The organism is Asticcacaulis excentricus CB 48, assembly GCF_000175215.2.
Classification (GTDB): domain Bacteria; phylum Pseudomonadota; class Alphaproteobacteria; order Caulobacterales; family Caulobacteraceae; genus Asticcacaulis; species Asticcacaulis excentricus.
In genome coordinates this window covers 36,364-59,607 of record NC_014818.1, presented here as the reverse complement: position 1 = coordinate 59,607, position 23,244 = coordinate 36,364, and the positions used below count along the sequence as shown (strand labels likewise).

Sequence of the window (23,244 nt, the reverse complement as noted above, 5' to 3'; positions counted from 1 at the left end):
TTCCACAAAGTTGCGGAACCCGGAAAGTTTCTTTGAGGAAACTTTTTCATACCCCGATTCTCAGGTGGAGGTGAGTCTCGGCGTGTGGGGCCTTCAGGCCCTACAAACTTGAAGACTTTCAGATCAGGGGCTTGGGCCGCAGGCTCAAAACCCCAAAAAATTTCCTCGAAGAAACTTTTTACCTGAGCCCCTTGCCCTGCTTGTCCAGAGCCTCAAGGGCCTTACGAAACAGTTCGGTCAGTTCTCGCGCCGAAGCGCCAGATCCCGCGTGCAGGCGCAGTGATACACCGTTGCGATTGGAGGACATGACGCTGAGAGCGGGACGGCCGGACGGGGCAGGGAGGGTGAGCAGGCTGCGGTCTTCGGCAGCTGCGGGCGCATCGACGGTCATCAACTGACGCACCACCTCGGCGGCGGGAACGCTGGGGCCGTCACGGAAGTTGGCCTGCAACTTGGCCAGTTCTTCGGCGGCGTACTTCATAAGCGGCAAAAGCTCAGTGTCGTTGGCAGCTTCCAGAGACTGGATGCGTTGCGCCAGCGGGTAGCAGGTGGCAAGTTGGATATCGGCCGGGCTGGCAAAGGCCGCGACAGCCCAGTCGGGTAGGGCACCGACGCTGAGCATTTTCGACAGCCAGCCCTTTGACAGACGCAGACGTTCGGCCATACGCACCTGCTTGCCGCCATAGTGCTGGTCGAGTGCCGCCAGATAGGTGCGGGCGCGCTCGAAATCAGAGACATCCTTACGCGCCCGGTTTTCGATATCCGAGATGCGGAAGGCCGACTCGTCGTCGAGCGCGTAGACCTGCGCCAGGAACATCATGTCCGGATAGTTGTTCGCACGCAGCCACGAAATGGCCCAGTGGCGACGCGAACCGGCAATCACCTCGTAATCGCATTCCGGGTCATTATCGACGCGACGAACAATGGCAGGGACCTTTTGCCCACCCTCTGCCAGAATGGCATCGATCAGCTCGCGGCAATTGGCTTCGGTAAGGGACTCCTGGTGGCGTGGGTTGCCGGACCAGATGCGCACGCGAGCCGGGTCGAGCAGAAGCTGCGTCACCTGCTTAACCTCGCCATTGGCCACACGCGCCAGAGCGGACTCCCGGGCCAGCAGGGTGGTGGCTGAGCGGACACTTGCGGGTGCGGGGGCCGCCGGCACGACTGGTGACGGTCGGGCAGGCGCCGCCGGTGCGGGCGTACTTTCAGACAGGGCGTCGTTGAGCAGGGCGGAGAGGTAGTCAGACTGTCGTTTGGACATGATGTGATCCCCTACAAGGCCGCGGCCAGTGCCGCGCCCTTCTCATTATCCACCCGTCCCCAACGCAGACGGATAAGTTTTTCTATCTGGCCCATCGCCTCGTCGATATTGCTGCGGCAGCGTTTGTGCGTCTTGGGTGTCCCCACTGGCTTCTCCAGCTCATAGACCGTCATCATGCGCAGGGCGGCGTGGCTGATCTCAGCGGACTCAAGTATGGGGATAGGTAAGAGCGCCGGGCCGAAGGATTGCTCCATAATGCGCTGGATCATAGCGTGGCTGGGATCGTTGGAATTGAATTTGGAGCAGATCAGGCGGCAGAAGTCGTACTCGACCTGAATCCCCGCCTCCTGAAGCTGCGTGATTACCTGCGACATCATCGACAGGAACTGTACCGTTGAGCAGAAGTCGGGCGTGGTCGCCGCCAGGGGCACCAGAAGGGCATTGGCCGCCTGCATCACAGCCAACGAAATGGTGCCCAGCGCCGGGGGCGGGTCGAGCAGCACGACATCGTAATCCTGCGCCAGCTCATTGAGCCCCTGTTTCAGCTTACGGAAGCGCGAGGCGAGGGTGCCGCCGCCGCCCGAACCGGCCGCCGCCAGCTCATATTCGACATCGAACATCTGAAGATTGGAGGGGATCAGATCGACATTAGGCCAGATGGTCGATTTGACTGCATAATGCAGGCTGTCCTCCGTCGGTTCTATCGACAGATAGGGATAAAGGGTCTCTTCCCGACGGATCGCAAAGTGCGGATTGAAGCCGAACAAAGTGGTGGTGGTCGCCTGACTGTCGCAATCGACGACCAGTACCCGATAGCCCTGAACGGCCAGATAGTGGGCGAGGTGGGTGGTGACCGTTGATTTGCCGACGCCGCCCTTAAAGTTTTGGACCGTGATGATGGCCGGCGGGTCTTCGGGCGAGCGGCGCGGCGACGCCCCCAGCACCTGACGCATGTTGAGCAATGCCGGGATGTCATAGCCCAGACGGCGGCCCGTATCGCTTTCGGGCGGCGGGGGGAGGCGGCCATCCTGCTCAGCCATGCGGATGCGGTTCGTGGAACAGCCCAGCAATTCAGCCGCTTCGGCAATGCCCAGCCGTACATTCAGCGCCTTGGTCGCGCCGGGCAGGAAAGCGGTGCGGCGCAAGCGCTCAACCATCTGTTCACCGGCCTGCGCCAGTTGCGTGATTCGTTCGGCTTCGGCGAGGTGAGAATGAAAGCCCTCATTATTCCAATGATTTGCGTTCATTTTGACGCCTCCAAAGACCGATGAATGAAAATTTTAGGAAATGTACCCGTAAAGCTTCAATGAGGCCAAGGGGTAAAAATTTTGTTAACCCTAATACGGCTATCGGGCTGTGGATAAACAGGGATTCTACCGAGAAAACACAAGTTTAAACTTTTTCAAAAAACCGTCAGCCGTTAACCCGTCGGCAAGGGTTTACGCTGAAAATCAAATATCAATGATATGTGTATGGTTGCCGCCCTGTTAACCCCTGGCCGACACCAAAGCGCAGCAGGTGTGTCCCTGACGGCCAATGAATGCCGTCACCAGTGCAGGAGAGGCGTATGAAACTGTCGGACATCAAGATCGGCACCAAGATCTTGGCCATTATCGGTGCCTTCGGCTTATCTGCCATAGGCATGACGCTATGGCAAAATGCCAATATGGCAAAGGCTGAAGAGGCTTATCTAGGTTACATCAATTCTCAGGATGCTGCCCTGCTGGCAGGGGCGCGGATGAACCAGAACGTCTATGCAATACAGGGAGCTATCAATGGTCTGGCGTTTCAAACCTGCCCAAGCAGGGCCTGCGAAATTTATGAGGCCCAGATCAAAACTGCAGATGAGCGCTTCCATCAGAGATATGAAGCTCTGATCAAGCTGGCACCTCAATACAAAGCCGATTTTGAGCCTTTGAAAGGCCAGTTTAGTCTGATTTCCGACGATATTCGCAACCGCTACCTGCCTATGGCTCTCAATAATGACCAAACCGCGCTGGCGGCGGGATTGGCGGAGCAGGCAGGGACGGTGGACAAGCTGACGACCGACATCCGCAATACTATCGACGCTAAGCAAAAGGCTAATGAAGCTGAGCTGGAAGCGCTGAGCGCCAAAACCCACAATCAGGCGATAATGGGTCTCGTCATTTCCATCGCAGTGGTCGTCCTGATTACGGCCCTGGCCTCATTTATTGCCTTTGGTGACATCGTGCGTTCGCTGCGCCGGGTCACCGACCAGATGTTGCAGGTTTCAAAGGGCGCGCTCGACCTCAGGATCGACGGACAGACGCGCGGCGACGAAATCGGCGCCATGGCCCAGACTCTGGAGATCTTCCGTCAGGGCCTGTTTGAGGCTGAGACGCTGCGCAATGAGGCCGAGGCCTTGAAGGTCCGTGCCGAGGAAGACCGTCGCCGGGCCATGCTGAAACTGGCCGACGATTTCGAAGCCTCGGTCGGTCAGATCGTTGCCATGGTGTCGTCGGCGGCCACCGAAATGCAGGCTTCCGCGGCCCAACTGACCGCCACGGCACAGGAAACCGCTGCGCAGTCGGTGGCTGTTTCATCAGCGGCCGAAGAGGCGGGCACCAATGTGACCTCGGTGGCCTCCGCGGCGGAGGAAATGGGCGCATCAGTCGGCGAAATCGGCCGTCAGGTGGCTTCATCGGCCCAGACCTCACGGGCGGCAGTGGCGCAGGCCGACTCCGCAGCCGAAGTGGTTAACGAGCTGAGCGAAGTGGCAGCCTCGATTAACGGCATTGTCGATCTGATCGCGGGCCTGGCCGGACAAACCAATCTGCTCGCACTCAATGCCACGATCGAATCGGCACGCGCGGGTGAAGCCGGTAAAGGGTTTGCCGTGGTCGCCTCAGAGGTCAAGGCACTGGCAGGTCAAACTTCCAAGGCCACAACGGATATTTCCGCCCGTATCGGACAGATTCAGGAGGCCACGTCCAAGGCGGCAACCGCCTTCCGCACCATCACCTCGACCATCCAGAACATTGACACGACCAACGCTATGATCTCGGCCGCGGTTGAGCAGCAGTCCGCGGCTACGCAGGAAATCATTCAGGCGGTCAATCAGGCGTGTGTGGGCACGCAGGAGGTGACGCTGAACATCACCGGCGTGGCGCAGGCCTCGGGTCAGACGGGTGATGCCGCCGCGCAGGTGCTGACCTCATCGGGAGAACTGGCACAACAGGCTGAGCGTCTGCGCCGGGAAATGGATCAGTTCCTGAGTACGGTGCGGGCAGCGTAACCCCCACTTCAGGCTCAATTGCGCCGCGTGAGTAGGGCGTGATTGCAAAGAGACGGCGTGGCAGGCCCCCACAGGCTGCGCCGTCTCTTCCATTTTTGGGCACTTGCTTTTGCTGGCCAGGAGAGTAGCCTTCATGCGTATTTGCAGGCCGGGGGCTATTTTTGTCATTTTCCATTCAAAATCGGCAAGATAAGGTCCCCAATCTGTCGTGGGATGATCTGCGGCTGGTGCTGGCCATCCATCGCGAAGGGACGCTGTCAGCGGCGGGTAAGACGCTGGATCTCAGTCAGCCGACTATGGGGCGACGTCTTGAAGCCGCTGAGACGGCTTTTGGCGAGCGCCTGTTTCAGCGCACAACGCGCGGTCTGGTAGCGACAGGGCTGGGGTTGGCGGTGGCCGAACACGCACGCGCCATGGAGGACGAGGTGCTGGCCCTGTCGCGGCGTCTGAGCGGCGCGCAACAGGCCCTGTCGGGTATCATCCGCGTGTCCTCTTCCGAGTGGTTTTTCAATCATGTTCTGATGCCGGTTTTTGAAGGCTTCATGGCCGACCACCCACAGGTGGTGATTGAGGCCGTGGTGGACACGCGCGCCCTTGATCTCGACCGTCGCGAGGCCGATCTGGTGTTCCGGTTCGGCGGCTTTACCGAGTGCAATGCCGTGCAGCGCAAGCTGACGCACATCGACTATGGTCTTTATGCCTCGGCAAGCTATCTCAACCGCCATGGGTTGCCAGAAGCCGGCGAAGGAGAAAATCATCAATTGATTCTTATGGACGAAGCCCTTGGCCATCTCAGCGATGTCATATGGCTACAACGGCTCCTGCCACTGGCGCGCCCGGTTTTTCGCTCCAACAGCCGCGACCTTCAAGCCCTGGCCGCCGTCGGCGGGCGTGGTCTGGCGGTGCTACCCACACGCATTGCGCGCCCTCTAGGGCTGGTTCCGGTCGATCTGGGCGAAGAGACCCCGGGTCGCGAGGTGTTTGTGGGGTATCATGCCGATCTCAAACCCATGGCGCGTCTGCGCGCTCTAATTGACTATGTCACGCAGAGCGTACCTTCTCACCTTTGATGCATTCAATTATGAATGGAGCCTATGCAAAACTGGCTGTTTTGCAAACATTTGAATGAATTATATGCCGTTCATCGTCCCTTTGCCGATAAGGAGGCTGTGATGAAGGCGATAGGCTACAGTGAAACCGGACCTGCCCAAACCCGTTGCCAGGCCGCGCGATCTGATCGTTCGGGTCGAAGCGGTGTCGGTCAACCCCGCCGATACAAAGCTGAGGCGCTTCGCCGCCCCTCCGGACAACCGGCCGCGGGTGCTGGGATTCGATGCGGCGGGGGTCGTAGAGTCCGTGGGCTCAGAGGTGACCCTGTTCCGCCCTGGCGATGCCGTTTTTTACGCCGGCGATATCGCCCGTCCGGGCACAAATGCCCAATTTCACGCCGTCGATGAGCGGCTTGTCGGCCCGAAACCGCAGACTCTGGGATTCGCCGAAGCGGCCGCGTTGCCGCTGACGGCCATCACCGCCTGGGAGATCTTGTTTGAGCGTTTGAAGGTGTCGCGTGACGCTTCGGCGGCACCGCAAACCCTGCTGATCGTTGGCGGGGCAGGGGGAGTGGGGTCAATATTGATACAGTTGGCCCGAAGCCTAACAAATCTGACCGTTATCGCCACAGGATCGCGCCCGCAAACGGTTCAATGGGTTGAAAACATGGGAGCTAACGCCGTTATAAACCATAGACTCCCGTTGGCGGAAGAACTGCGGCGCATAGGACTCAAGGAGGTCGATTTTATCGCCAGTCTGACCGCCAGCGACCGGCATTATGAGGCCCTCAAGACGGTCATCAAACCACAAGGCCATATTGTGCTGATCGACGATCCTGAGCACTTCGATATCGTGCCGTTTAAGCGCAAAAGCGTGACGCTAAGCTGGGAATTTATGTTCACGCGATCCACTTTTCAGACGCCGGATATGATCGAGCAGCACCGGCTGCTGGCCGCAGTGTCGGCCCTGGTCGATCGCGGTGAGATTCGCACCACAATGACGCAGCACGCCGGCCCGATCAGTGCGGCTAACCTGATCCGCGTGCACGATCAGATAGAGGCGGGTTCCAGCATCGGCAAAACGGTCTTAAGCGGTTTTCCCGATTGATTTAAGGAGAGGGGAGGAAGACAACTGAGACTCCCGCCAAGGAGCTCTGATGTCCCGTCCCCGCATTTTACTGACCCGTTCCTGGCCCGAAGGGGCCTTCGCCTATCTGAAGGACCGTTATGAGGTGACCGTCAATGAGACGGGTGTGCCGTTGACGCAGGCGCAACTGAGTGAGGCTATGGACGCTTACGACGCGCTGTGCCCGACGGTGACCGACATACTCACCAAAGAAATGTTACGCCCTGGCACGCGTGTGCGGATGATTGCCAATTTTGGGGCAGGATTCGAACATATCGACCTTGAAGCGGCGAAAGCGACGGGAATCCGCGTTTCCAACACGCCCGATGTGCTGACAGAAGCCACAGCCGAGATCGCCCTCTTGCTGATGCTGATGACCAGCCGCCGGGCTTCAGAGGCCGAACGCGGTCTGCGTGACGGGCGCTGGAACGGCTGGAAGCCGACGCAGTTTCTGGGACAGGGCTTGAAGGGCAAGACGCTGTGTCTTGTTGGGTTCGGCCGGATTGGTCAGGCGACGGCCTATAAGGCGCAGACGGCACTGGGGATGAAGATTGCCTATCACAGTCGCCACCGCGTCGCGCCAGAGATCGAGACGCGCCTTAAGGCACGTTATGTGGATTCGTTTGACGCGCTGGCTGCCGAAGCGGATGTGCTATCGCTCCATACGCCTGGTGGTGAGTCGACGCGACATCTGATTGATGCGCGCTTGCTTCGCCTTATGAAGTCAACCGCCATTCTGATCAATACGGCGCGCGGTTCGGTCGTCAATGAGGCGGACCTCGTCCATGCGCTGAAGGCAGGGACGATCTGGGCCGCCGGGCTGGATGTCTATGAGCGCGAACCGCAGGTGCATCCGGACCTGCTGCCGCTCGATAATGTCGTCCTCTTGCCGCATCTGGGTTCGGCGACGCGCGAAACCCGCGATGAGATGGGCCTGCGCGCCGCCTATAATCTCGATCGCTTCTTTGCCGGGGAGCCACTGATTGACCCCATTGCCTGACCTCCCGGCGGCCCGTCTGGTGATAGACGCCATCGCACGCTGGCGAGACGAAGGGGCGCGGCTGATCGGCCTGTGCGGGGCACAGGGCTGTGGAAAATCAACCATTGCCGAAGGGGTGCGACAGACGTTTACCGAAAGAGGGCTGCGCGTCGCCGTCCTGTCGCTGGATGATCTGTGTTTGCCGCCAGACAAGCGGCCCGTTTCGGCCCATCCCTTGTTTGCCACGCGCGGTGTGCCCGGCACGCACGATGTGGGTTTGGGGGTGTCGGTGCTCGATGCACTGAAAGGCGGCGAGGGGGTTGCCCTGCCGCGTTTTGACAAGGCGACGGATCACCCGCTGCCGCGTCACGACTGGCCGCGTATCACCGCGCCGGATCTGATCCTGTTCGAAGGCTGGTGCGTCGGGGCGCGGCCTCAAAGCGAAAGCGCCATACGCACGCCGGTCAACGCGCTGGAGCGCGACGAAGACCCGGATGGGGTTTGGCGGGCCTATGTGAATCAACAGTTGGCGGGACCCTATGCCGACCTCTTTACGCGGATGGACCGGCTTATCCTGCTGGCCGCGCCCGGCTTTGAGGTGGTTCAAGGGTGGCGCACCCAGCAAGAAGATGCCCTTCGCCAGAGATTACAGGCCGAAAGCCGCGACACTTCCGGTCTCATGCAAGCGGCGGCGCTGGCGCGCTTTATTGCCCACTATGAACGCCTGACGCAGCATATCCTGGAGGACATGCCGCGTTATGCAAATTTGACGATTCGCTTCAATTCAGACCGTAGCGTCGATCAATTTTGAATAAAGGCCAGCATATCGGCGTTGAGCAGATCAGCATTGATGGTCAGCATACCGTGTGACAGGCCGGGATAGATTTTCAGCGTTCCGTTCTTCACCAGTTTGATGGCTTCGAGCGCTGAGGCCTTGACTGGCACAATCTGGTCATCGTCGCCGTGCAGGATCAGCACGGGCACGTCGATCGCTTTCAGGTCTTCGCTGAGGTCGGTTTCCGAAAAGGCCTTGATGCCTTCGTAATGGGCCTTGGCCGAGCCCATCATGCCCTGACGCCACCAGTTGTCGATCACGGCATCAATCGGGGCGACGCCGTCACGGTTAAAGCCATAGAAGGGGATGGGCAGTTCTTTGAAAAACTGCGTGCGACTGGCGGCCGTCTGGGCACGCAGACCATCAAAGACCTCGATAGGCAGGCCGCCGGGGAAGGTATCGGTCTTTAGCATGATGGGTGTAATGGCGCTGACCAGAATGGCCTTGGCGACGCGGCCATTGCCGCCGTAGCGCGCCACATAACGGGCGACTTCGCCGCCGCCGGTCGAGTGACCTATGTGGATAGCGTTTTTGAGGTCGAGATATTCCGCCACCGCGTGGGCGTCAGCGGCATAGGTATCGATATTGTGGCCTTCGCTGACCTGCTCGGAGCGACCGTGGCCGCGGCGGTCGTGGGCCACCACGCGGTAGCCCTTGGCGAGGAAGTAGAGCATCTGCGTATCCCAGTCGTCGGACGACAGGGGCCAGCCGTGGTGGAAGACGACGGGCTGGGCGGACTTGGGGCCCCAATCCTTGAAGAATATCTGGGTACCATCGGCGGCGGTGACGAAATTGGACATGGTGTGGCTCCGTTCGGGTAAGGCTCCGCCGGTCACGGCAAGAGGCCATTTTCAAAAAAGGTCTGAAATTTGAGAGAGTTCGGTTTTGAGCGGGACGCTTACATTCGACGAATGAAGAGATAACGCGATCACCGTTGTTACAGAAGCCGGAACTTTTGGAATAGAGCGTTGTTAAATGCGCAACGCTGGGGCAGGGTGGTAACCCTGCGGCATAATAAACTTTTACGCGAAAAACAAAAGCGCCGATCCGCTAAAATGGACCGACGCTTCTTTGTTAAATATGGGCTCGGAGTCAGGCCGCAATAACCGTCTGCTTTTGGGTGCCAAGGCCTTCGATGCCCAGCTCCATCACATCGCCAACCTCCAGATAGACCGGCGGCTTTTGCCCCAGACCGACGCCCGGCGGCGTGCCGGTCGAGATGACATCGCCCGGATGCAGGCTCATGAACTGCGAGACGTAGGAGACGATAAAGGCGGGTTTGAAGATCATGGTGGCGGTCGAACCGTCCTGATAAGTCTTGCCGTTGACGCTCAGCCACATTTTGAGGTTTGTCGGGTCGGCGACTTCATCGCGGGTCACCAGCCACGGGCCGATGGGGCCGAAGGTGTCGCAGCCCTTGCCCTTGTCCCAGGTGCCGCCGCGTTCCAGCTGAAACGCGCGTTCGGAGACATCATTGATGGTGCAATAGCCGGCGATGCAGGCTTCGGCTTCGGCTTCGGTCGCGTAAGAAGCTGTCTTGCCGATCACGATGCCCAGTTCGACCTCCCAGTCGAGCTTGGTCGAACCGCGCGGCTTCTTCACTTCGTCGTTCGGGCCGATAATGCACGAGGTTGTCTTGGAAAACAGGACCGGCTCTTCGGGGATGGGCAGGTTCGATTCGGCGGCGTGGTCGGCATAGTTGAGGCCGATGCACAGGAACTTACCTACGCCGGCCACGCATGGACCGTAGCGCACGCCTTCGGGGGCCAGCGGCAAGGTGGCGGGGTCGATGGCCTTCAGTTTGGCCAGCGCCTCATCCGACAGGGTGGCACCGGTGATGTCGGCGACAACGCCAGACAGGTCGCGGATACGGCCGTCAGCATCAAGCAGGCCGGGCTTTTCCTGACCGGGCTCACCAAAACGCAGCAGTTTCATAGGGTTTCCTTATAAGTTCAGGGGCAATGGGTCAGGGATAGCGGGTTTGCGCGCGACGGCAAAGAGTCGAAATGCTTTCGCCAGCAGAATCTCTTTCTTATATAAAATCGCTTTGGGGCCTCTGCCGTTTGTGAAAGAGGGATTGTTTTGGCCAGCGCCACGCAGGGACGGCACCCGACACCGCGTATAAAACTGTTCCGTCCCGCTTTGTGAAGCTACTGTTTCAAAAACGCTTCACAGGAACCTCAATGCCCTTTAGATTACACAGATGTTTGTCGGTGGCCGGAGATGCCTGAGTTGGCGCGAGTAAAAGCAGTGGAAAATATGGCTTTGGTGGCCGATGTCGAAGACATGGCCGAGGTCGGCGCCGAAAAGGAAAAGGGAATCGCCGGGGCCTTGACCCTGATGCGCGGTCTGGACGTGCTCGGCCGCGTGGCCAAGGGTGACAACACCCTGCCCAAAATCTCGCGGTCTCTGGGGCTCAACAAATCGACCGTGCACCGTCTGGCCTCGACTCTGGTCGACTACGGCTTTTTGTCATTTACGCAGCGCGAAGGCTACGCGCTGGGCACGCGGTTGCTGGAGTTGGGCCATGCGGCCTCGCAGCAGATCACTCTGACACGCGTGTCGCACGATCATCTGGTGAGGCTGGCGGCCGATACGGGCGATACGGTCAATCTGGGCGTGCTCGACGGCCATCAGGTGCACTATATCGATAAAATCCCCGGCACCCGCCGCATCGAGGTGCGCTGTGTGATCGGTGAGCGGCAATATCTGCGCCCGACGGGCTTGGGTAAGGCCCTGCTGCTCGACGCCGATGAGGACAAGCTGCGCGAGGTCTATAACCGTGAGGCGCGCGAATTCCCAAATTATCGCTACGACCTCAAAGGCTGGCTCGACATCATGAAGACCTACCGCGAAGGTGGGTATGCGCTCGATATGGATGAGAACGAAGATCGCATTCGGTGCGTCTCCGCGCCCATCCGCGACCTGTCGGGCAAGATTGTCGCGGCCGTCTCTATCTCCAGCGCCGCCCAGTATATGGACGATGGAAGACTTGAAACTCTAAAGGGCTACGTAAAGGAAGTCACCTTGACGATAAGCCGTGAGTTAGGTTACAAAGGGTAACGCATTCCCGCATAGGTTGACCGCTGCTCGAACCCTCTGGCCTACCTTATGGCTGTCAGGCTCATAACCTGAAGGTCGTCAGTTCAAATCTGGCTCCGGCGCCTAAAGACAAAAAATGTTTTAAATCAATAATTTACCACCAGTCAAATCGTTTTCGCTTCCACTTTTACCCCAGCCACCTAAGGCAAGTTCAGCCAATTGGGCAACCACAAGCCTCTGATTCTATTAGGCCGATGTGTTAGCACAAAAAGCGCCAAAAAACCTGTCGGCCCTAAAGGACACGGATGACGACCGTCGAAGCTCGTCCCCAGGGACGCCACCGAAGGTTTTTGGAAAACGAAGGGAGCGCTGTAGCGAACTGGTCGTGGGGAAAGGCGCGCGCTTCGTCTTCGACTAGGACAACTTTATCCCTCGCGTGGCGCGTTTTGTTGTCGGTCGGCGCTCTTGGCGCGCTGCCAAGCATCGGGGCACCTTGTCGCTGTTACCTCGGTCAACTGCAACGTTTCGCCACGCTCGACTTAGCGGTCGCTGACCAAGATCCAGCTCTGTTTCAGTATCAATATCGTAAAAATCATAGAAGCGTCGTTCCAATTTCATAACCAAGGTTTTATAACCTAACTCGCGCTTTTGGGCCATTCTCGACAACACAGACTCGTGGTGGTCTCGATAATCATAGATGCGAACGTTGGTCTTCCCGGCGTACAGCCGGTGCAGCCGCCCGGCATATTGAGCGAGTGTTCCGCGCCACGAAATTGGCATCGTTAAGAAAAGCGTGTCGAGGCGAGGATCGTCGAAGCCCTCGCCGAGATAACGGCCGGTTGCCATGATGACCCGCTCTTCAGAAGGTGCTATTTCAGCGAGCTTCGCCGCTATTGCGCGATGTTGCCGGATGCCCATGCCGCCGTGCAACACGATAACATTGCGGGCGAATTTCCCAAGGCGTTCGGCCATCTGAAGCAGATGGTCCTTGCGTTCCGTGATGACGACCGGACTGCGCCCGTTCTCTAATGCCTCCAGGATGTCATTAAATATGAGATCATTTCGTCCCTGGTCGGCCGCAAGCTGTTTGTAGAGCTCCTGGATCGACAGCTTTTCTTCAGGCGCGGTTCGTTGGGCCCTAAATGCCGTATTACGGAAGGCGACTTGGTGACGGAACGGGCGGCAGAGCCGCCTGCGACTTTGCATCTACTCGGTGACGGACGGGGCCGCACTGCATGAAAATGATGGGATGGTGGCCATCCTTTCGAGCGACGGTCGCGGATAACCCAACGACGTATCGGGCCTTGGCTTCGCGCAAAAGCGCTTCGAAGCTTTGCCAGCCGGCTTGCCTGTCAGATGTCGCAATGCTGCCGCATCGTCAAAGGCTTTAAAGGCTTGATTGGGACAGTCCCCGCATTTGATGCGGGGTTTGTCGCAAATCCCTTTGGCCCATTCATTTTGACAGGCCGGAGAATACCCTGACTTGCCTGTTTTGGGATTGTCCCACCGTTGAGCGTAAACATCCGTCCGGCCACCAAATAGGCTACGAAACAGTGCAAGTTTGTCCGCTGTTCTGGAGTTCATCGTAACTGCGGGGGCCTGCAGGGTATGTGCCGTCGTGACCGCGCCGAGTCGGAGGGTTTGAATTTCTTCGACTAGGCGGGCCCGCGCCGTATCAATCTCCGTCAATGCCTTCTCAAGTCTGGCAAGGCGCTGTTCGAGTTCCTCGGCCGGCATGGCTATTAAATCCCGCGGCTTTTGCGCCAGTTCTTTGCCCAGAACACCGATAACGGCACGGCAAACAATCGGTCGCCGAGACTGAGCGGTTGGGATCCCAGGTAGATAATAATACCAGTCGTTTTCCAGCTTTTGCCGGGCCCTTCGGAAATGAACCATTTCAGATTTTTAAGATCGGCCGGCGTGATAGTGGTAGATGCCTTGATCTCAAAGGCAACGAGTTCTCGTCCTGTTTCAAGCAGTATATCCACCTCGCGGCCAGCGTCGCCACGCCAATGCCAAGGCCGCCATTCGGAATCCGCGTAAGGGAGGTTCTTGATTAATTCGCTGAAGACCCACGTTTCCAGGAGGCCGCCCAAGGCCGCCGGATGGGCGTCAGGGGCAAAGCTATCGGCGCCCAGGTTGCGTAGGGCGGTGGCGATCCCGGTATCTAGCATATGAATTTTGGGGTGACGGATATCGCGGCGCACCTCCCCAGATGCCCAGGCGGCCAAACGCTTAACTAGGGACAGCCGTTCAAGGACGTCGCAATATTGATCCGCCGTTTGGCGCTGGATACCGACATTCGAGCAAAGCTCTTGCATGTTCAGCTCATTTGCGGTCCGCACGGCTAATTGATCGATCGTGCGTCGCAGGGCGTCTGTTTTGCGGACTTTCAGAATATCGGCGACGTCGCGATCGACGATACTGTCAATATAGGCGCGGTACCGGCGCTGCCGGGCGCGCTCGCCGAGCGGTCTGATTTCAGGGTAACCGCCCTTTGTTAGGAGATCGATAGCCTCAGTGCGCGTGAAATTAGGCAGGTCTGGTAAGCTGGCGATGTCGGCGGAATGCTGCGCCCAGTCCAGGAGAGCGGTCGGGGCTTCACGGTAGATTTCCGCAGCCGACAACGGGTGTAGCACGAGCGTTTGGGCGCGTCCGGCGAGCGAATCCATGACCTCGGCACTCGAAAATATATTCGATGACCCCGTGAGCAGTACTTGGCCCATTCGGCGATGCCGGTCTACATGGGCTTTAATTGCCAAGGCGAGTCGTTTTGACCGTTGCGCTTCATCGATGACTAGGGGAGTTGCGCCTTCGGACATGAGGGCTTCAAGTTGGCCGGCCGGATCATTCTCGAATGCCGTAAGAGTCGCTTCGTGATCTAGCGTTAGGAACCTGCCACGCCCATAGAGTTCCCGCACGAGTGTGGTCTTGCCGGCCTGACGCGGGCCAACGACGTTAACGACGCGGGCTGATTGCAAAGCCTCTGTCAGCATCGACGTCATGTGCCGGGGGAAAAGATCGTTGTCCATCATCTCGCGCGGATTTATTGAAATGTGCGGTTTGCATATTACAATTTGTGCGGAATGTACATTAGATAGTGTGCGAAACGAACGTTAGGGATGATTTCCGCGGTTGAAAATGGTTCTTTGCGCTCTCGAGTACAATAGCTGCCAGCGCCGACTTCGCCTAGGGCGGGAAAATTCCGAGCGCCGGGCAACGGTATTGGCGGTGTCATGGATGGCCTGACCGGCGCGCTCATATGGGCGGCGGCCTTTAGGATGAACAGCTAAAATATTGATCAATGGGCTTAGTGAGTGATGTTATAACACAAAAATTGGCACAAGTATTATTCAAGTGTCGGAATTGTATTTAAATTCAGATAGATATTTGTATTTTTATCAGGCTCATAACCTGAAGGTCGTCGGTTCAAATCTGGCTTTCGAGATTGGGCAAAAAGGCAATAATATCAATGGCATAATGAACTTTTTGCGTTTGAACCAAATGGTGCGAGGTTTCCTAGCTTGCGGTGAATCCCCTATTAACCTTTGATCTTATTGCCAAAGAAGTTAAGCACAAATCGCAGCTAAAAACTTGGCGGTCGTAGATGTTTCTCGTTCGTCCAACCATGCTGTGGAGTTTGATTGCCATTTCATCATAGCCGACGTTGCACTTGGGTTTTAGGTCCGCGGTGAACTAGGCGCGGTTCACATTCACACTGACGCTGGACCACCAGATCTAATAGACCGCACTTCCCCCTTCCAACAAGTTACAACCCCTACGAAGCAACGGTTTGCAACAGCTGACCACCGCGATTTGCTGCGGGATGCAACAGCTTGCAACAACGTCAATCCGCGAAATTCGAACATGATTGGTCAGTCCCTGATGGCCCCCGTTCGATGGATTCTCGCATGTCTCTCTTCGCCCACAGAGCTGTTCCAAGCGCCGGCCTGGTCGCCGCGGGGGCCCATTGCGTGTTGGCTGCGTCGCCGGCCTTAAGCCTGCGGTTCTTGTGCGCAAGGCGGCCCGTGACTGGAGCCGCTACCGCGATGCGCAGAGTTATTCCGCCTGTGCCGTCCTGATGCGGCCTGACGACCCGCGCGCCCTTCACCGGATCGCTTTGTAGCGCACGGTCATCTCTCCAAAAAGCGACCTGGCGAGCACTTCCGACAGGCTGCAAAGCGGACGCCGGTTTACCCCTCCCAGCAAGGATTAAGCCCGACTGACCTGGCCAAGGGGTGCCACACGATTAAAGCGAAATCCTAAAAGACCTTGTGTTGCCTTGAGTTCCTCCTGACGTCTTTTTCCTCCACACAAAGGATAATCCCATGCGTAAAACCCATCTGCTATCGGCATGCGCCCTCTTTACCCTCATGCTGGCCGCTGGCGCCGCCCATGCCCTGCCGCCGGGATACAACCGCAACTTGGCGCGCCAACAATTGGCTAACATGGCGCAGGTTGCCCATGCCAAGAAAGTAGTCACCCTTCAGGAAGCCCAGTCGTTGGGCGTGCGTCTGGCGACCAGCGACCGCTTCGTCGACGACCATGTTAACGAAATGCAGCAAGTCGGCGTGGACCTAGGCACTCCTCTCCTCGGAACAAGCGGAGCCAAGGTTCTGGACGCCATCACCGCAGCGCAGGCCGCTGTCAGCGGAAAACGTGGCGGTGTCTCGACGACCGTAACTCCCGGAGTTACTGGCCCGACCCAACGCGCCGACGCCCAGTCCACGGTGACCGAGGCTCAGAGCACGTTGACTGGGTCTCGCAACGTAAACGCACCTGCCTTGACCTCGGTCACCGAACGGACGCGTACCCCCGGGCGCGACAACTCGATGATTTCCGATGTCGATAATCCCGGCATCTGGGACTGGTTGACGAAGTCCGATGCCGACATGCAGGCCGAATGGGACAAAAAGTATGGCCCTAAGCCGTCTTGCGGCGATGATGGCGACGTCATGTGTGGTTACAGATTCACCGGTGGCGGAGCCAGCCGGCCGAACCCCGAAGGCAACCCGCGCCGGGCGCTGCCGTCCGACTTGAGCGCCAATGACTTAAAAAATCCGCGCAACGGCAGCCATGTCACGAACCCAGCGCCGGATGATGGTACGGGTGCAACAGCGGGCATGGACCGAACCGCTCCGATCCCGACCCTCCCTGGTGGCGGCGTAGTCAATCCTGGAGGTCCTGAGAATGTTCGCACGCCGATCAAGATCGATGGCAAGGTGCCTGTCATCGACAACACCAATGTCATTAATCCAGACCGCTCAAACGGCAACCCGACCGAACCCGGCCAAGCCGGCGGTGGCGCTCAGGGCAATGTCGGGACTCCGGGCGGCAAAAAGAACGAGTAGGTCGTGAGGGGGTGGCTCACGGTCGGGATGTCTACGATCTCGGCGTGGGTCTTTTACATAGACGGGGAGTTAAGCCGTGCGTGCTGATTTTCGCCTTAGCTAGAGTCTGCATGTTTGCCGCGGAATGACCCAAGCCTACCGTTATCGCGTAACGGGTTTATCTCTCAAATGAGGGTCACGGTGAGATGAAAATTTCGACCCTCAAGGGGTCATTTTCTGGCGGAACTCAACACACACTCTATTCAACCTCCCTCAGACCCGTCCGGGAGGATGCCGAGTTCAACGGGGACCGGCGCACCGCATTTCACTCTTGCGCCCATTTTTGACAAAAAAAGAGCGGCAGTTGACTGCCGCTCTCTCTTATCACTCCCGGTGGGATCAGAAGCTCTTGGAGAGCTTGAGATAGAACTGACGCCCCAGGTAGCCTTCGAAATACTGGCTGGACAGGGGGTAGTTACCGAGACGGGTGATCGTGCTGCCGTTGCCTATGACCGTGGGCTTTTCGTCGGTCAGGTTCGAAACCGCCGCGGTCGCGTACCAATCCTTGCCACGATATTGCACGCTCAGATCATGCGTGATGAAGGCCTCGACGTCAGTGCGATATGTGGCGTTGGGGATGATCGATGTCGGGCTGGTCTTACCCTCCTCACCAAAGCGGCCGAGGTTTTCGGTGTCGCCCGTGTAGTTGAGAGTCCACACCATGCGCCAGTCGTCCTTCTTGAACGAGGTCTGGACGTTACCCACCCAAGCCGGCTGACCCGCAATGCCTTGATAGTCGTAGACTACGTCGCCGGGGAAGAGCTGGGAGAGATACTCTTCGGTGTGGGTCGCCTGCAGATCAATCAGGAGGTTGCCGAAATTGAAGTCCTTTTCGTAACTGGCGACGATGTCCACACCCTTGGTTGTTTCCGTCGGGATGTTGCGATAGCTGGCATCGATGACGTCGATGCCGTCGTCGCTGGCGCGGCGGCTGAACAGAGTACAGAACTTGTTGGTCGCGAAGTCCACGGCGTTGTAGCACGCCCCCACGACGCCCGCACCCGTCGAAGAGATCTGATCGCGGACTTCGATTTTCCAGAAATCGACCGCCAGGCGGAGTCCGGTTTCCGGTGGCGTCAGAACGATTCCGTAGGTCGTCGCCGTCGAGGTTTCAGGCTTCAGGTCAAGCCCGCCACCGGTCTTCACGATCGCCGACGAACCGCCACCGGCAAAATCCGCCGGAAGTCCGGCCGCGGCGCAGTTGGCGCGGACGCGGTCATTACGCACGAAGCCGCCGTCTTCACCGACCCGACCGTAGTTGATGCACGGATCGACCGAGGCCTGCTGCAGGAAGCCGGTCTGGTCCTTCAGGTACAGTTCGTAAAGCGCCGGCGCGCGGAACGAGGTGCCATGGGTCGCCCGCAGACGCAGGACATCGTTCAGGGCCCAGTTCAGACCCAGCTTATAGGTCGTGTCGTCGCCAACGCTGTCGTAGTTCGAGTAGCGACCCGATGCGTTCAGTTTGAGGTCCTTCACGAGGAAGACATTGTTGACCAGAGGCACCTCGAATTCGGCATAGACTTCCGAAAGCGTGTCCGTGCCCTTGGTAACCCCGGCCGTGGTGCGGCCCCAGATATTCTTTGTCAGCGATAGCTCACCCGGCTGATCGTTGATCTTGTCACGACGGAAGCTGACACCGAAGGCGCTGCCGACCGGACCAGCCGGAAGCGTGATAAGGTCGCCCGTGACAGAACCTTCGAGGATCGTCTGCGTGTACTTGGTGGAGCCGTTGTCGCGCGTGAAGTACCAGTCGCGAACCGCTTTCGAATAGTTGCCGTCTTCAAGACCGGCTTTCGAGAAGAGTTCTGTGAACGGGATACAACCCGTCGGTGCACCCGCACCACAGGCATTGCCCGGCATCAGTTCGAGCGTGTCCTGGTTGGTGCCGGTACCCCAGTTCAGGCGATCCAGAATGATCGCATCGTTGGAATAGGTGCCGTTGCTGACAGAGTGCGACAGATAAACGTCCCACGCCCAGCTGTTCCATTCACCGCGAGCCCCGCCCAGTGCACGCAGGGTGCGCACTTCCTGCTCGGAGGATTGACGGTAAAGGCTGATCGGGTTGGCGCCCATGCCGGGATAGCCGAGTTGGGCGAGCGTCGCATTGACCGGAAAGCTGGGAATGATGGAGCGGATAGGCACCGTACCGGTACGGAACGGATTGATGGTGGACTGTTCGTGCACATAGGGGAAGAATTGTGCGTAAGCCACCTGCTCGGAATTACGCAGGGTGAACATAAGTTCGCTGTAAAGTTCACCGCCGCCCAGCCAGTCCGGACGATACTCGCCCTGCATGAAGAAGGACAGACGCTTCACCGGCGATATGATCGTGGCGTCGTGCGACTTCGGATCGTTGAAGCTGCGCTCGGCATAGGGGGTAAAGGCCCAGCCGGTGACCCCTTCCGTAGGCGTGCTGCCCGGCGAAATCTTGCGGCTACCCCAGTAGCTGCTCAGACCAAAGGCGTCGAACGGCGCGTAGACGCCAACATAGCCTTCGATGCCGTGCGTATAGCACTTGATATTGCCTGTCGTCGGGTCGATCAGGTCGGCGCGCGAGCCGTCAGCCTTGTAATAGTTATCCTGCGGGCAGAGGAAGGCGTCACGATCACCGATCGTGAGCGCATCCTGCTTGAAGCCTTCGAGCGAAAGGGCCAAGTGCCCCTTGTCGAACGACTTGCCCCAGATGGCGCTGAGGTTAGCGGTGCCGCCACCGCCGTCCTGCGTGCGGTTCGTCTGGGCCTCAAGGGTCAGGCCTTCAAAGTTCGAGCGGGTGATGACGTTGACCACGCCCGCAACGGCATCAGAACCGTAGATCGAGGAGGCCCCGTCTTTCAGGATTTCATAGCGCGAAACGAAGGCGGAAGGGATGGTGTTGAGATCGACCGGACCGACCGTGCCGCCGACACCGGCGGGGGGCATGCGACGACCGTTTATCAGAACCAGCGAGCGCTGGGCACCCAGACCGCGAAGGGAGATGGTGTTGATGCCATCACCGCCACCGACAATATAACCTGTGAACGTATTGTTGATCTGACCCGACGAGGCCGCCGTGGTCGAGCTTTGCAGAATTTCGGTCGCCGAGATCAGACCCGCGGCCGAGGAACGTTCAGCCGTAATCACCGTTACCGGCGACGCCGAAGTGTATTCCTTGCCTTTGATGCGCGAGCCGGTGATCACGACTTCGGTCGTTTCGTCGGCCGCAGGCTCATCGGTCTTTGCTGGCTGAGCGTCTTGCGCGTTGGCAGCCGCCACGCCGAACAGAACGCCGGTTAAAATCGTACCAGCCAGAAGCCATTTACGAGTCAGGTGAGAGGGTTTGGTCAATGCCGCCTCCGGGATTTGTATTGCGGGGAAGCCCTCCGGTGCATAGCGGAAGGCGAATTTTCAACAATCCGACACTAACTCGTCACATTTGAGACGCAATGCAAAAATCGTTGGCGACGTAACAAACCCTGGTCCTGTGGTAAGTTTGCCTCAAATACTTGGGATAACTGACGCAAATCATTCAAAATACCAACGTTATACATTAAACTTATTTAATGCTCCGAAGAATAGAAAAACGTTTTCTGAAAAAGCCAGTCTTAAATTAGCGCAGTCTTTTTTTAAAAATCCGCAATAAAACAAAACTTTAAGGCGAGCCGCTATGCGCGCGATGTCGAGTGCGAACACAAAAAACCCCGCCAAGGATGGCGGGGTAAAGCTAAAGCCCTTTTCAGCGCCGATTTACAGCAAACCGCACTTATCGGACTTAAGGTAGTTTTCGATCAGGGTCAGGCTTTGCGTATGCCACTCCGGACGCCACGGCAGGGTGTGCCACATGTCCTTGATTTCAACATATTGGACATCCTTTCCGGCGGCCTTCATCGCCTTGAAGAACATGCGTGAGTGATCCGTATCGGCCTGACGGTCGCGGTCACCGTGATAGAGCAATATAGGGATATTCGCGTTGCCGACATTTTTCAGGGGATCCATGCCCTTAACCGTGTGCCCCTGAACGTCACGCTGTATGTGGTTGCCGCCCCAGAAACTGCCGAGCCGCTCCAGACTGGAAACCCCGGCACCGGCAATGGCGCAACGATACGGGCTGTTGGGACGTACGCTGGCCGCTATGGCTGCGAAGCCGCCGTAGGAGTAGCCGAAGATCGCCGTTCGCTTGGGATCGGCAACCCCCTTGGTCACCATAAAGGCGGCAGCGTCGTCATTGTCATCTGACATCTTCTGACCCCACTCGCGGTCACCCGCCTTCCACAACTTGTCACCCCACCCTTCAGAGCCCCGGTACTGGGGCTGAATCACTGCGATACCGCGGGTCGCCAGAAATTGCGGCCAGCCCGACCCATCCCAACTCATTTCATCGCGAGCCCACGGACCGCCATGCGGCAGAACTACCAGCGGCACTGGCCCCTTGGCGGGCGTCCATTCCGGCGGATAGGTGACAATCGCCGGGATATCCAGCCCGTCTCTCGCCTTATAGGTGACGAACTCGCCTTTCCCCAAGGATTTGGGGTCGATCCAGGGCCGCTCGTTACCCATCTTAGTCAGGGCACCGTTCTGATAGATATAGTAGTCGGTCGGATAATCGACGGCATCGACGGCAACTACGGCCTTGTCGTCGCCGCGGTTCACGCGAAAGGTGACGTTTTTGCCGGGAAAGGCCGCCTTGACCTGCTTTTGCACGGCGGCCCATTTTTCATCCAGAAATACCTGAATTTCCGCAGGGCCACCCAGGTAGATCGCAGACACGGAGTCTAGCTTCTTCTCGGCATAGTTCTGCTTCAGGCCGATGGCCATGATATTGTACTTGTCATTGGCAAAGAGCGGCTCTTCAGAGAACGCCTTGGCCGTGATGTCGTAGCTGTAGATCGCGCTTTTGTCGCGACCGCGATTGGTGCGCACAAACAGCTTGTTGGTATCCGTATCGTAACCCAGTATGGCCAGATCGACCCGTTCTTCGAGAACATAGCCCAGTTGCGGGTGATCGACCCACATTCCGGTGGCCGGATTCTTGATCTGGGTGATGAGGTAGAACTTACCCCCTTCCCGCACATCGACCGCCTGCCGGATCAGAGGCTCAGCCGTGGTGAGGTTGACGCCAGCTGCGACAAATTCCCACTTCTCGCTGTCCTTAGCGACAAGGCGAGTAGCCCCTGTTTTGCGGCTCAGCTCGTAGTATTCCCACGCCCCTTCGCCGGGCTTACGGATAATCACCTTGTCCTCGTCATAGAGGTTGCTGAGCCAGACCGAGGCTGCATCTCCGACCGTATTGGCCTCGCTGCGACCGCCTGTCTTGAACGGCTCGATGATGTTCTTACCGTCGATATCGGCCATGTAGGTTTTGACGGTAAAGCTCAGACGGCCATCCCCGCGTGTGATCTCCTGTTCGGCGCGGAACAGAATCTTGTCATTGCCGAAAAAGCCGACACCGGTGATGCGATTGGTTGCTGATGGGATCCACACTGGCGGCTTGGCCAGATCAGATGCATCCCATACCGAAATGACCGGCCACTTCTGGTTCGGTGCTGACACGATCGCCGCGACGTGCTTTCCGTCGGGCGAAATGGTAACATTGTTAATCGCCTCGAACTTCGCGAAGGATTCTATAGGTACCGGCGCGGCCATCACAGGCGTAATGGCAGCGGCAACAGCCAGACTTGCCGCAAAGGCGAGTAACGCACCGGTGCGACGGCGGGCGAAGGGAAGGCCAGTCATGGGAAGCTCCGTAACGTCCTTTGGAGAAGTATCTTATGAGCCTTTTTTGGGGCTTTCCGTCAAGCTGCGCAACTCAAAAACGCACGTTATTAGCAACCGTTTTAAGAGTCTTGGCAGTCCAGATGCTTTATCCGCAAGTGATATCTGCAAACTCCTCCTTCTGGATCAAATGAGAGCAAAGATTTTAAGCGACAGTATTCTTTTTGAATGACCGCGTTATTTGAAATGATATCTTCGCACGACTTTCGGACCAGGTAAGGTCCGCCCGAACTTTGGACTGATGGGTAGGGTAGTCCCCGTGAGAGCGGGCGCAATTATGACGCGTGTACCAGACTGACATGCATTTTCGAGCGGAAGAGACTTTGCAGCGTGACTCGACCTTGTCGCGCGATAGCGTTCGACTTGGGGAAAAATCCTTCTTGGCGGTGTGCGTGCGGATGCTCCCCAGATCCCGATCTGGGCCTGGTCGCGGGTCTAGAAGACAGCCATTTACGCGACTCTTTATTTTCGGCGCGAGTTAACAGCCCAGTCCCAAGTCGCTCATAAGCTGCGGTTTTGAATTTTGAAATACAACGGCCTTTTGCGGTATGTCATTAC

The 23,244-nt window shown here is 58.0% G+C and carries 18 protein-coding genes; 9 read left to right on the top strand and 9 right to left on the bottom strand.

Going from position 1 to position 23,244, the window contains the following annotated elements; genetic code table 11:
* Positions 1-178: 178 nt before the first annotated feature.
* Together ASTEX_RS17725 and ASTEX_RS17720 are read right to left on the bottom strand one after the other, a co-directional pair.
* Complete coding sequence (locus tag ASTEX_RS17725) at positions 179-1,261, bottom strand: ParB/RepB/Spo0J family partition protein (RefSeq protein WP_013481012.1); 1,083 nt, start codon at positions 1,259-1,261, stop codon at positions 179-181.
* Between the two features lie 11 nt (positions 1,262-1,272).
* Positions 1,273-2,508 carry an AAA family ATPase gene (locus ASTEX_RS17720; protein ID WP_013481011.1) on the bottom strand — a complete coding sequence of 412 codons (1,236 nt, stop codon included), beginning with the start codon at positions 2,506-2,508 and terminating at the stop codon, positions 1,273-1,275.
* 320 nt (positions 2,509-2,828) lie between these two features.
* Here ASTEX_RS17720 and ASTEX_RS17715 point away from each other — a divergent pair, with 320 nt between their 5' ends.
* The 5 genes from ASTEX_RS17715 (at position 2,829) to ASTEX_RS17695 (ending at position 8,482) form a co-directional block, all read left to right on the top strand.
* Positions 2,829-4,517: a methyl-accepting chemotaxis protein gene (locus ASTEX_RS17715; RefSeq protein WP_013481010.1), complete on the top strand. Its 1,689-nt coding sequence runs from the start codon at positions 2,829-2,831 to the stop codon at positions 4,515-4,517.
* Between the two features lie 203 nt (positions 4,518-4,720).
* The gene (locus ASTEX_RS17710; RefSeq protein WP_041659742.1) at positions 4,721-5,587 is read left to right on the top strand and encodes a LysR family transcriptional regulator; all 867 of its coding nucleotides are present in this window, start codon (positions 4,721-4,723) and stop codon (positions 5,585-5,587) included.
* A 121-nt stretch (positions 5,588-5,708) separates the two neighbouring features.
* A complete protein-coding gene (locus ASTEX_RS17705) occupies positions 5,709-6,674 on the top strand; it encodes a zinc-binding alcohol dehydrogenase family protein (protein ID WP_013481008.1) in 966 nt (321 codons plus the stop codon).
* A 49-nt stretch (positions 6,675-6,723) separates the two neighbouring features.
* A complete protein-coding gene (locus tag ASTEX_RS17700; RefSeq protein ID WP_013481007.1) occupies positions 6,724-7,692 on the top strand; it encodes a 2-hydroxyacid dehydrogenase in 969 nt (322 codons plus the stop codon).
* On the top strand, positions 7,676-8,482 hold the full coding sequence (locus ASTEX_RS17695; RefSeq protein WP_013481006.1) for a kinase: 807 nt from the start codon (positions 7,676-7,678) through the stop codon (positions 8,480-8,482). Before ASTEX_RS17700 ends, ASTEX_RS17695 begins: the two co-directional genes overlap by 17 nt.
* On the opposite strand, the gene ASTEX_RS17690 is transcribed toward ASTEX_RS17695, so the two are convergent.
* Complete coding sequence (locus tag ASTEX_RS17690; protein WP_013481005.1) at positions 8,473-9,306, bottom strand: alpha/beta fold hydrolase; 834 nt, start codon at positions 9,304-9,306, stop codon at positions 8,473-8,475. The genes ASTEX_RS17695 and ASTEX_RS17690 overlap by 10 nt on opposite strands.
* A 292-nt stretch (positions 9,307-9,598) precedes the next feature.
* Positions 9,599-10,441 carry a fumarylacetoacetate hydrolase family protein gene (locus ASTEX_RS17685; protein ID WP_013481004.1) on the bottom strand — a complete coding sequence of 281 codons (843 nt, stop codon included), beginning with the start codon at positions 10,439-10,441 and terminating at the stop codon, positions 9,599-9,601.
* 324 nt (positions 10,442-10,765) lie between these two features.
* Here ASTEX_RS17685 and ASTEX_RS17680 point away from each other — a divergent pair, with 324 nt between their 5' ends.
* The gene (locus ASTEX_RS17680) at positions 10,766-11,569 is read left to right on the top strand and encodes an IclR family transcriptional regulator (protein WP_245532590.1); all 804 of its coding nucleotides are present in this window, start codon (positions 10,766-10,768) and stop codon (positions 11,567-11,569) included.
* Between the two features lie 393 nt (positions 11,570-11,962).
* Here ASTEX_RS17680 and ASTEX_RS19560 read toward each other — a convergent pair whose 3' ends face one another.
* Genes ASTEX_RS19560 through ASTEX_RS17665 form a run of 3 tightly spaced genes read right to left on the bottom strand, consistent with a single transcriptional unit; the run spans position 11,963 to position 14,583 of the window.
* Positions 11,963-12,754: a DEAD/DEAH box helicase gene (locus ASTEX_RS19560; protein ID WP_049781774.1), complete on the bottom strand. Its 792-nt coding sequence runs from the start codon at positions 12,752-12,754 to the stop codon at positions 11,963-11,965.
* Entirely contained in the window at positions 12,755-13,285 is a 531-nt protein-coding gene (locus ASTEX_RS20610) for a TOTE conflict system archaeo-eukaryotic primase domain-containing protein (protein WP_041659717.1), read from the bottom strand.
* Between the two features lie 5 nt (positions 13,286-13,290).
* A complete protein-coding gene (locus tag ASTEX_RS17665; protein WP_013481002.1) occupies positions 13,291-14,583 on the bottom strand; it encodes an ATP-binding protein in 1,293 nt (430 codons plus the stop codon).
* A 935-nt stretch (positions 14,584-15,518) separates the two neighbouring features.
* Here ASTEX_RS17665 and ASTEX_RS20605 point away from each other — a divergent pair.
* On the top strand, positions 15,519-15,674 hold the full coding sequence (locus ASTEX_RS20605) for a hypothetical protein (RefSeq protein WP_168148185.1): 156 nt from the start codon (positions 15,519-15,521) through the stop codon (positions 15,672-15,674).
* 202 nt (positions 15,675-15,876) lie between these two features.
* Positions 15,877-16,899 carry a hypothetical protein gene (locus ASTEX_RS17660; protein WP_013481001.1) on the top strand — a complete coding sequence of 341 codons (1,023 nt, stop codon included), beginning with the start codon at positions 15,877-15,879 and terminating at the stop codon, positions 16,897-16,899.
* A 378-nt stretch (positions 16,900-17,277) separates the two neighbouring features.
* Here ASTEX_RS17660 and ASTEX_RS17655 read toward each other — a convergent pair whose 3' ends face one another.
* A complete protein-coding gene (locus tag ASTEX_RS17655; RefSeq protein WP_013481000.1) occupies positions 17,278-20,262 on the bottom strand; it encodes a TonB-dependent receptor domain-containing protein in 2,985 nt (994 codons plus the stop codon).
* A 399-nt stretch (positions 20,263-20,661) separates the two neighbouring features.
* Positions 20,662-22,647, bottom strand: a complete 1,986-nt coding sequence (locus ASTEX_RS17650) for an alpha/beta hydrolase family protein (protein WP_013480998.1) — start codon at positions 22,645-22,647, stop codon at positions 20,662-20,664.
* On the opposite strand from ASTEX_RS17650, the gene ASTEX_RS20395 reads away from it, so the two are divergent.
* On the top strand, positions 22,646-22,858 hold the full coding sequence (locus ASTEX_RS20395) for a hypothetical protein (protein WP_144004816.1): 213 nt from the start codon (positions 22,646-22,648) through the stop codon (positions 22,856-22,858). The two genes, ASTEX_RS17650 and ASTEX_RS20395, sit on opposite strands and share 2 nt — an antisense overlap.
* Positions 22,859-23,244: the final 386 nt, after the last annotated feature.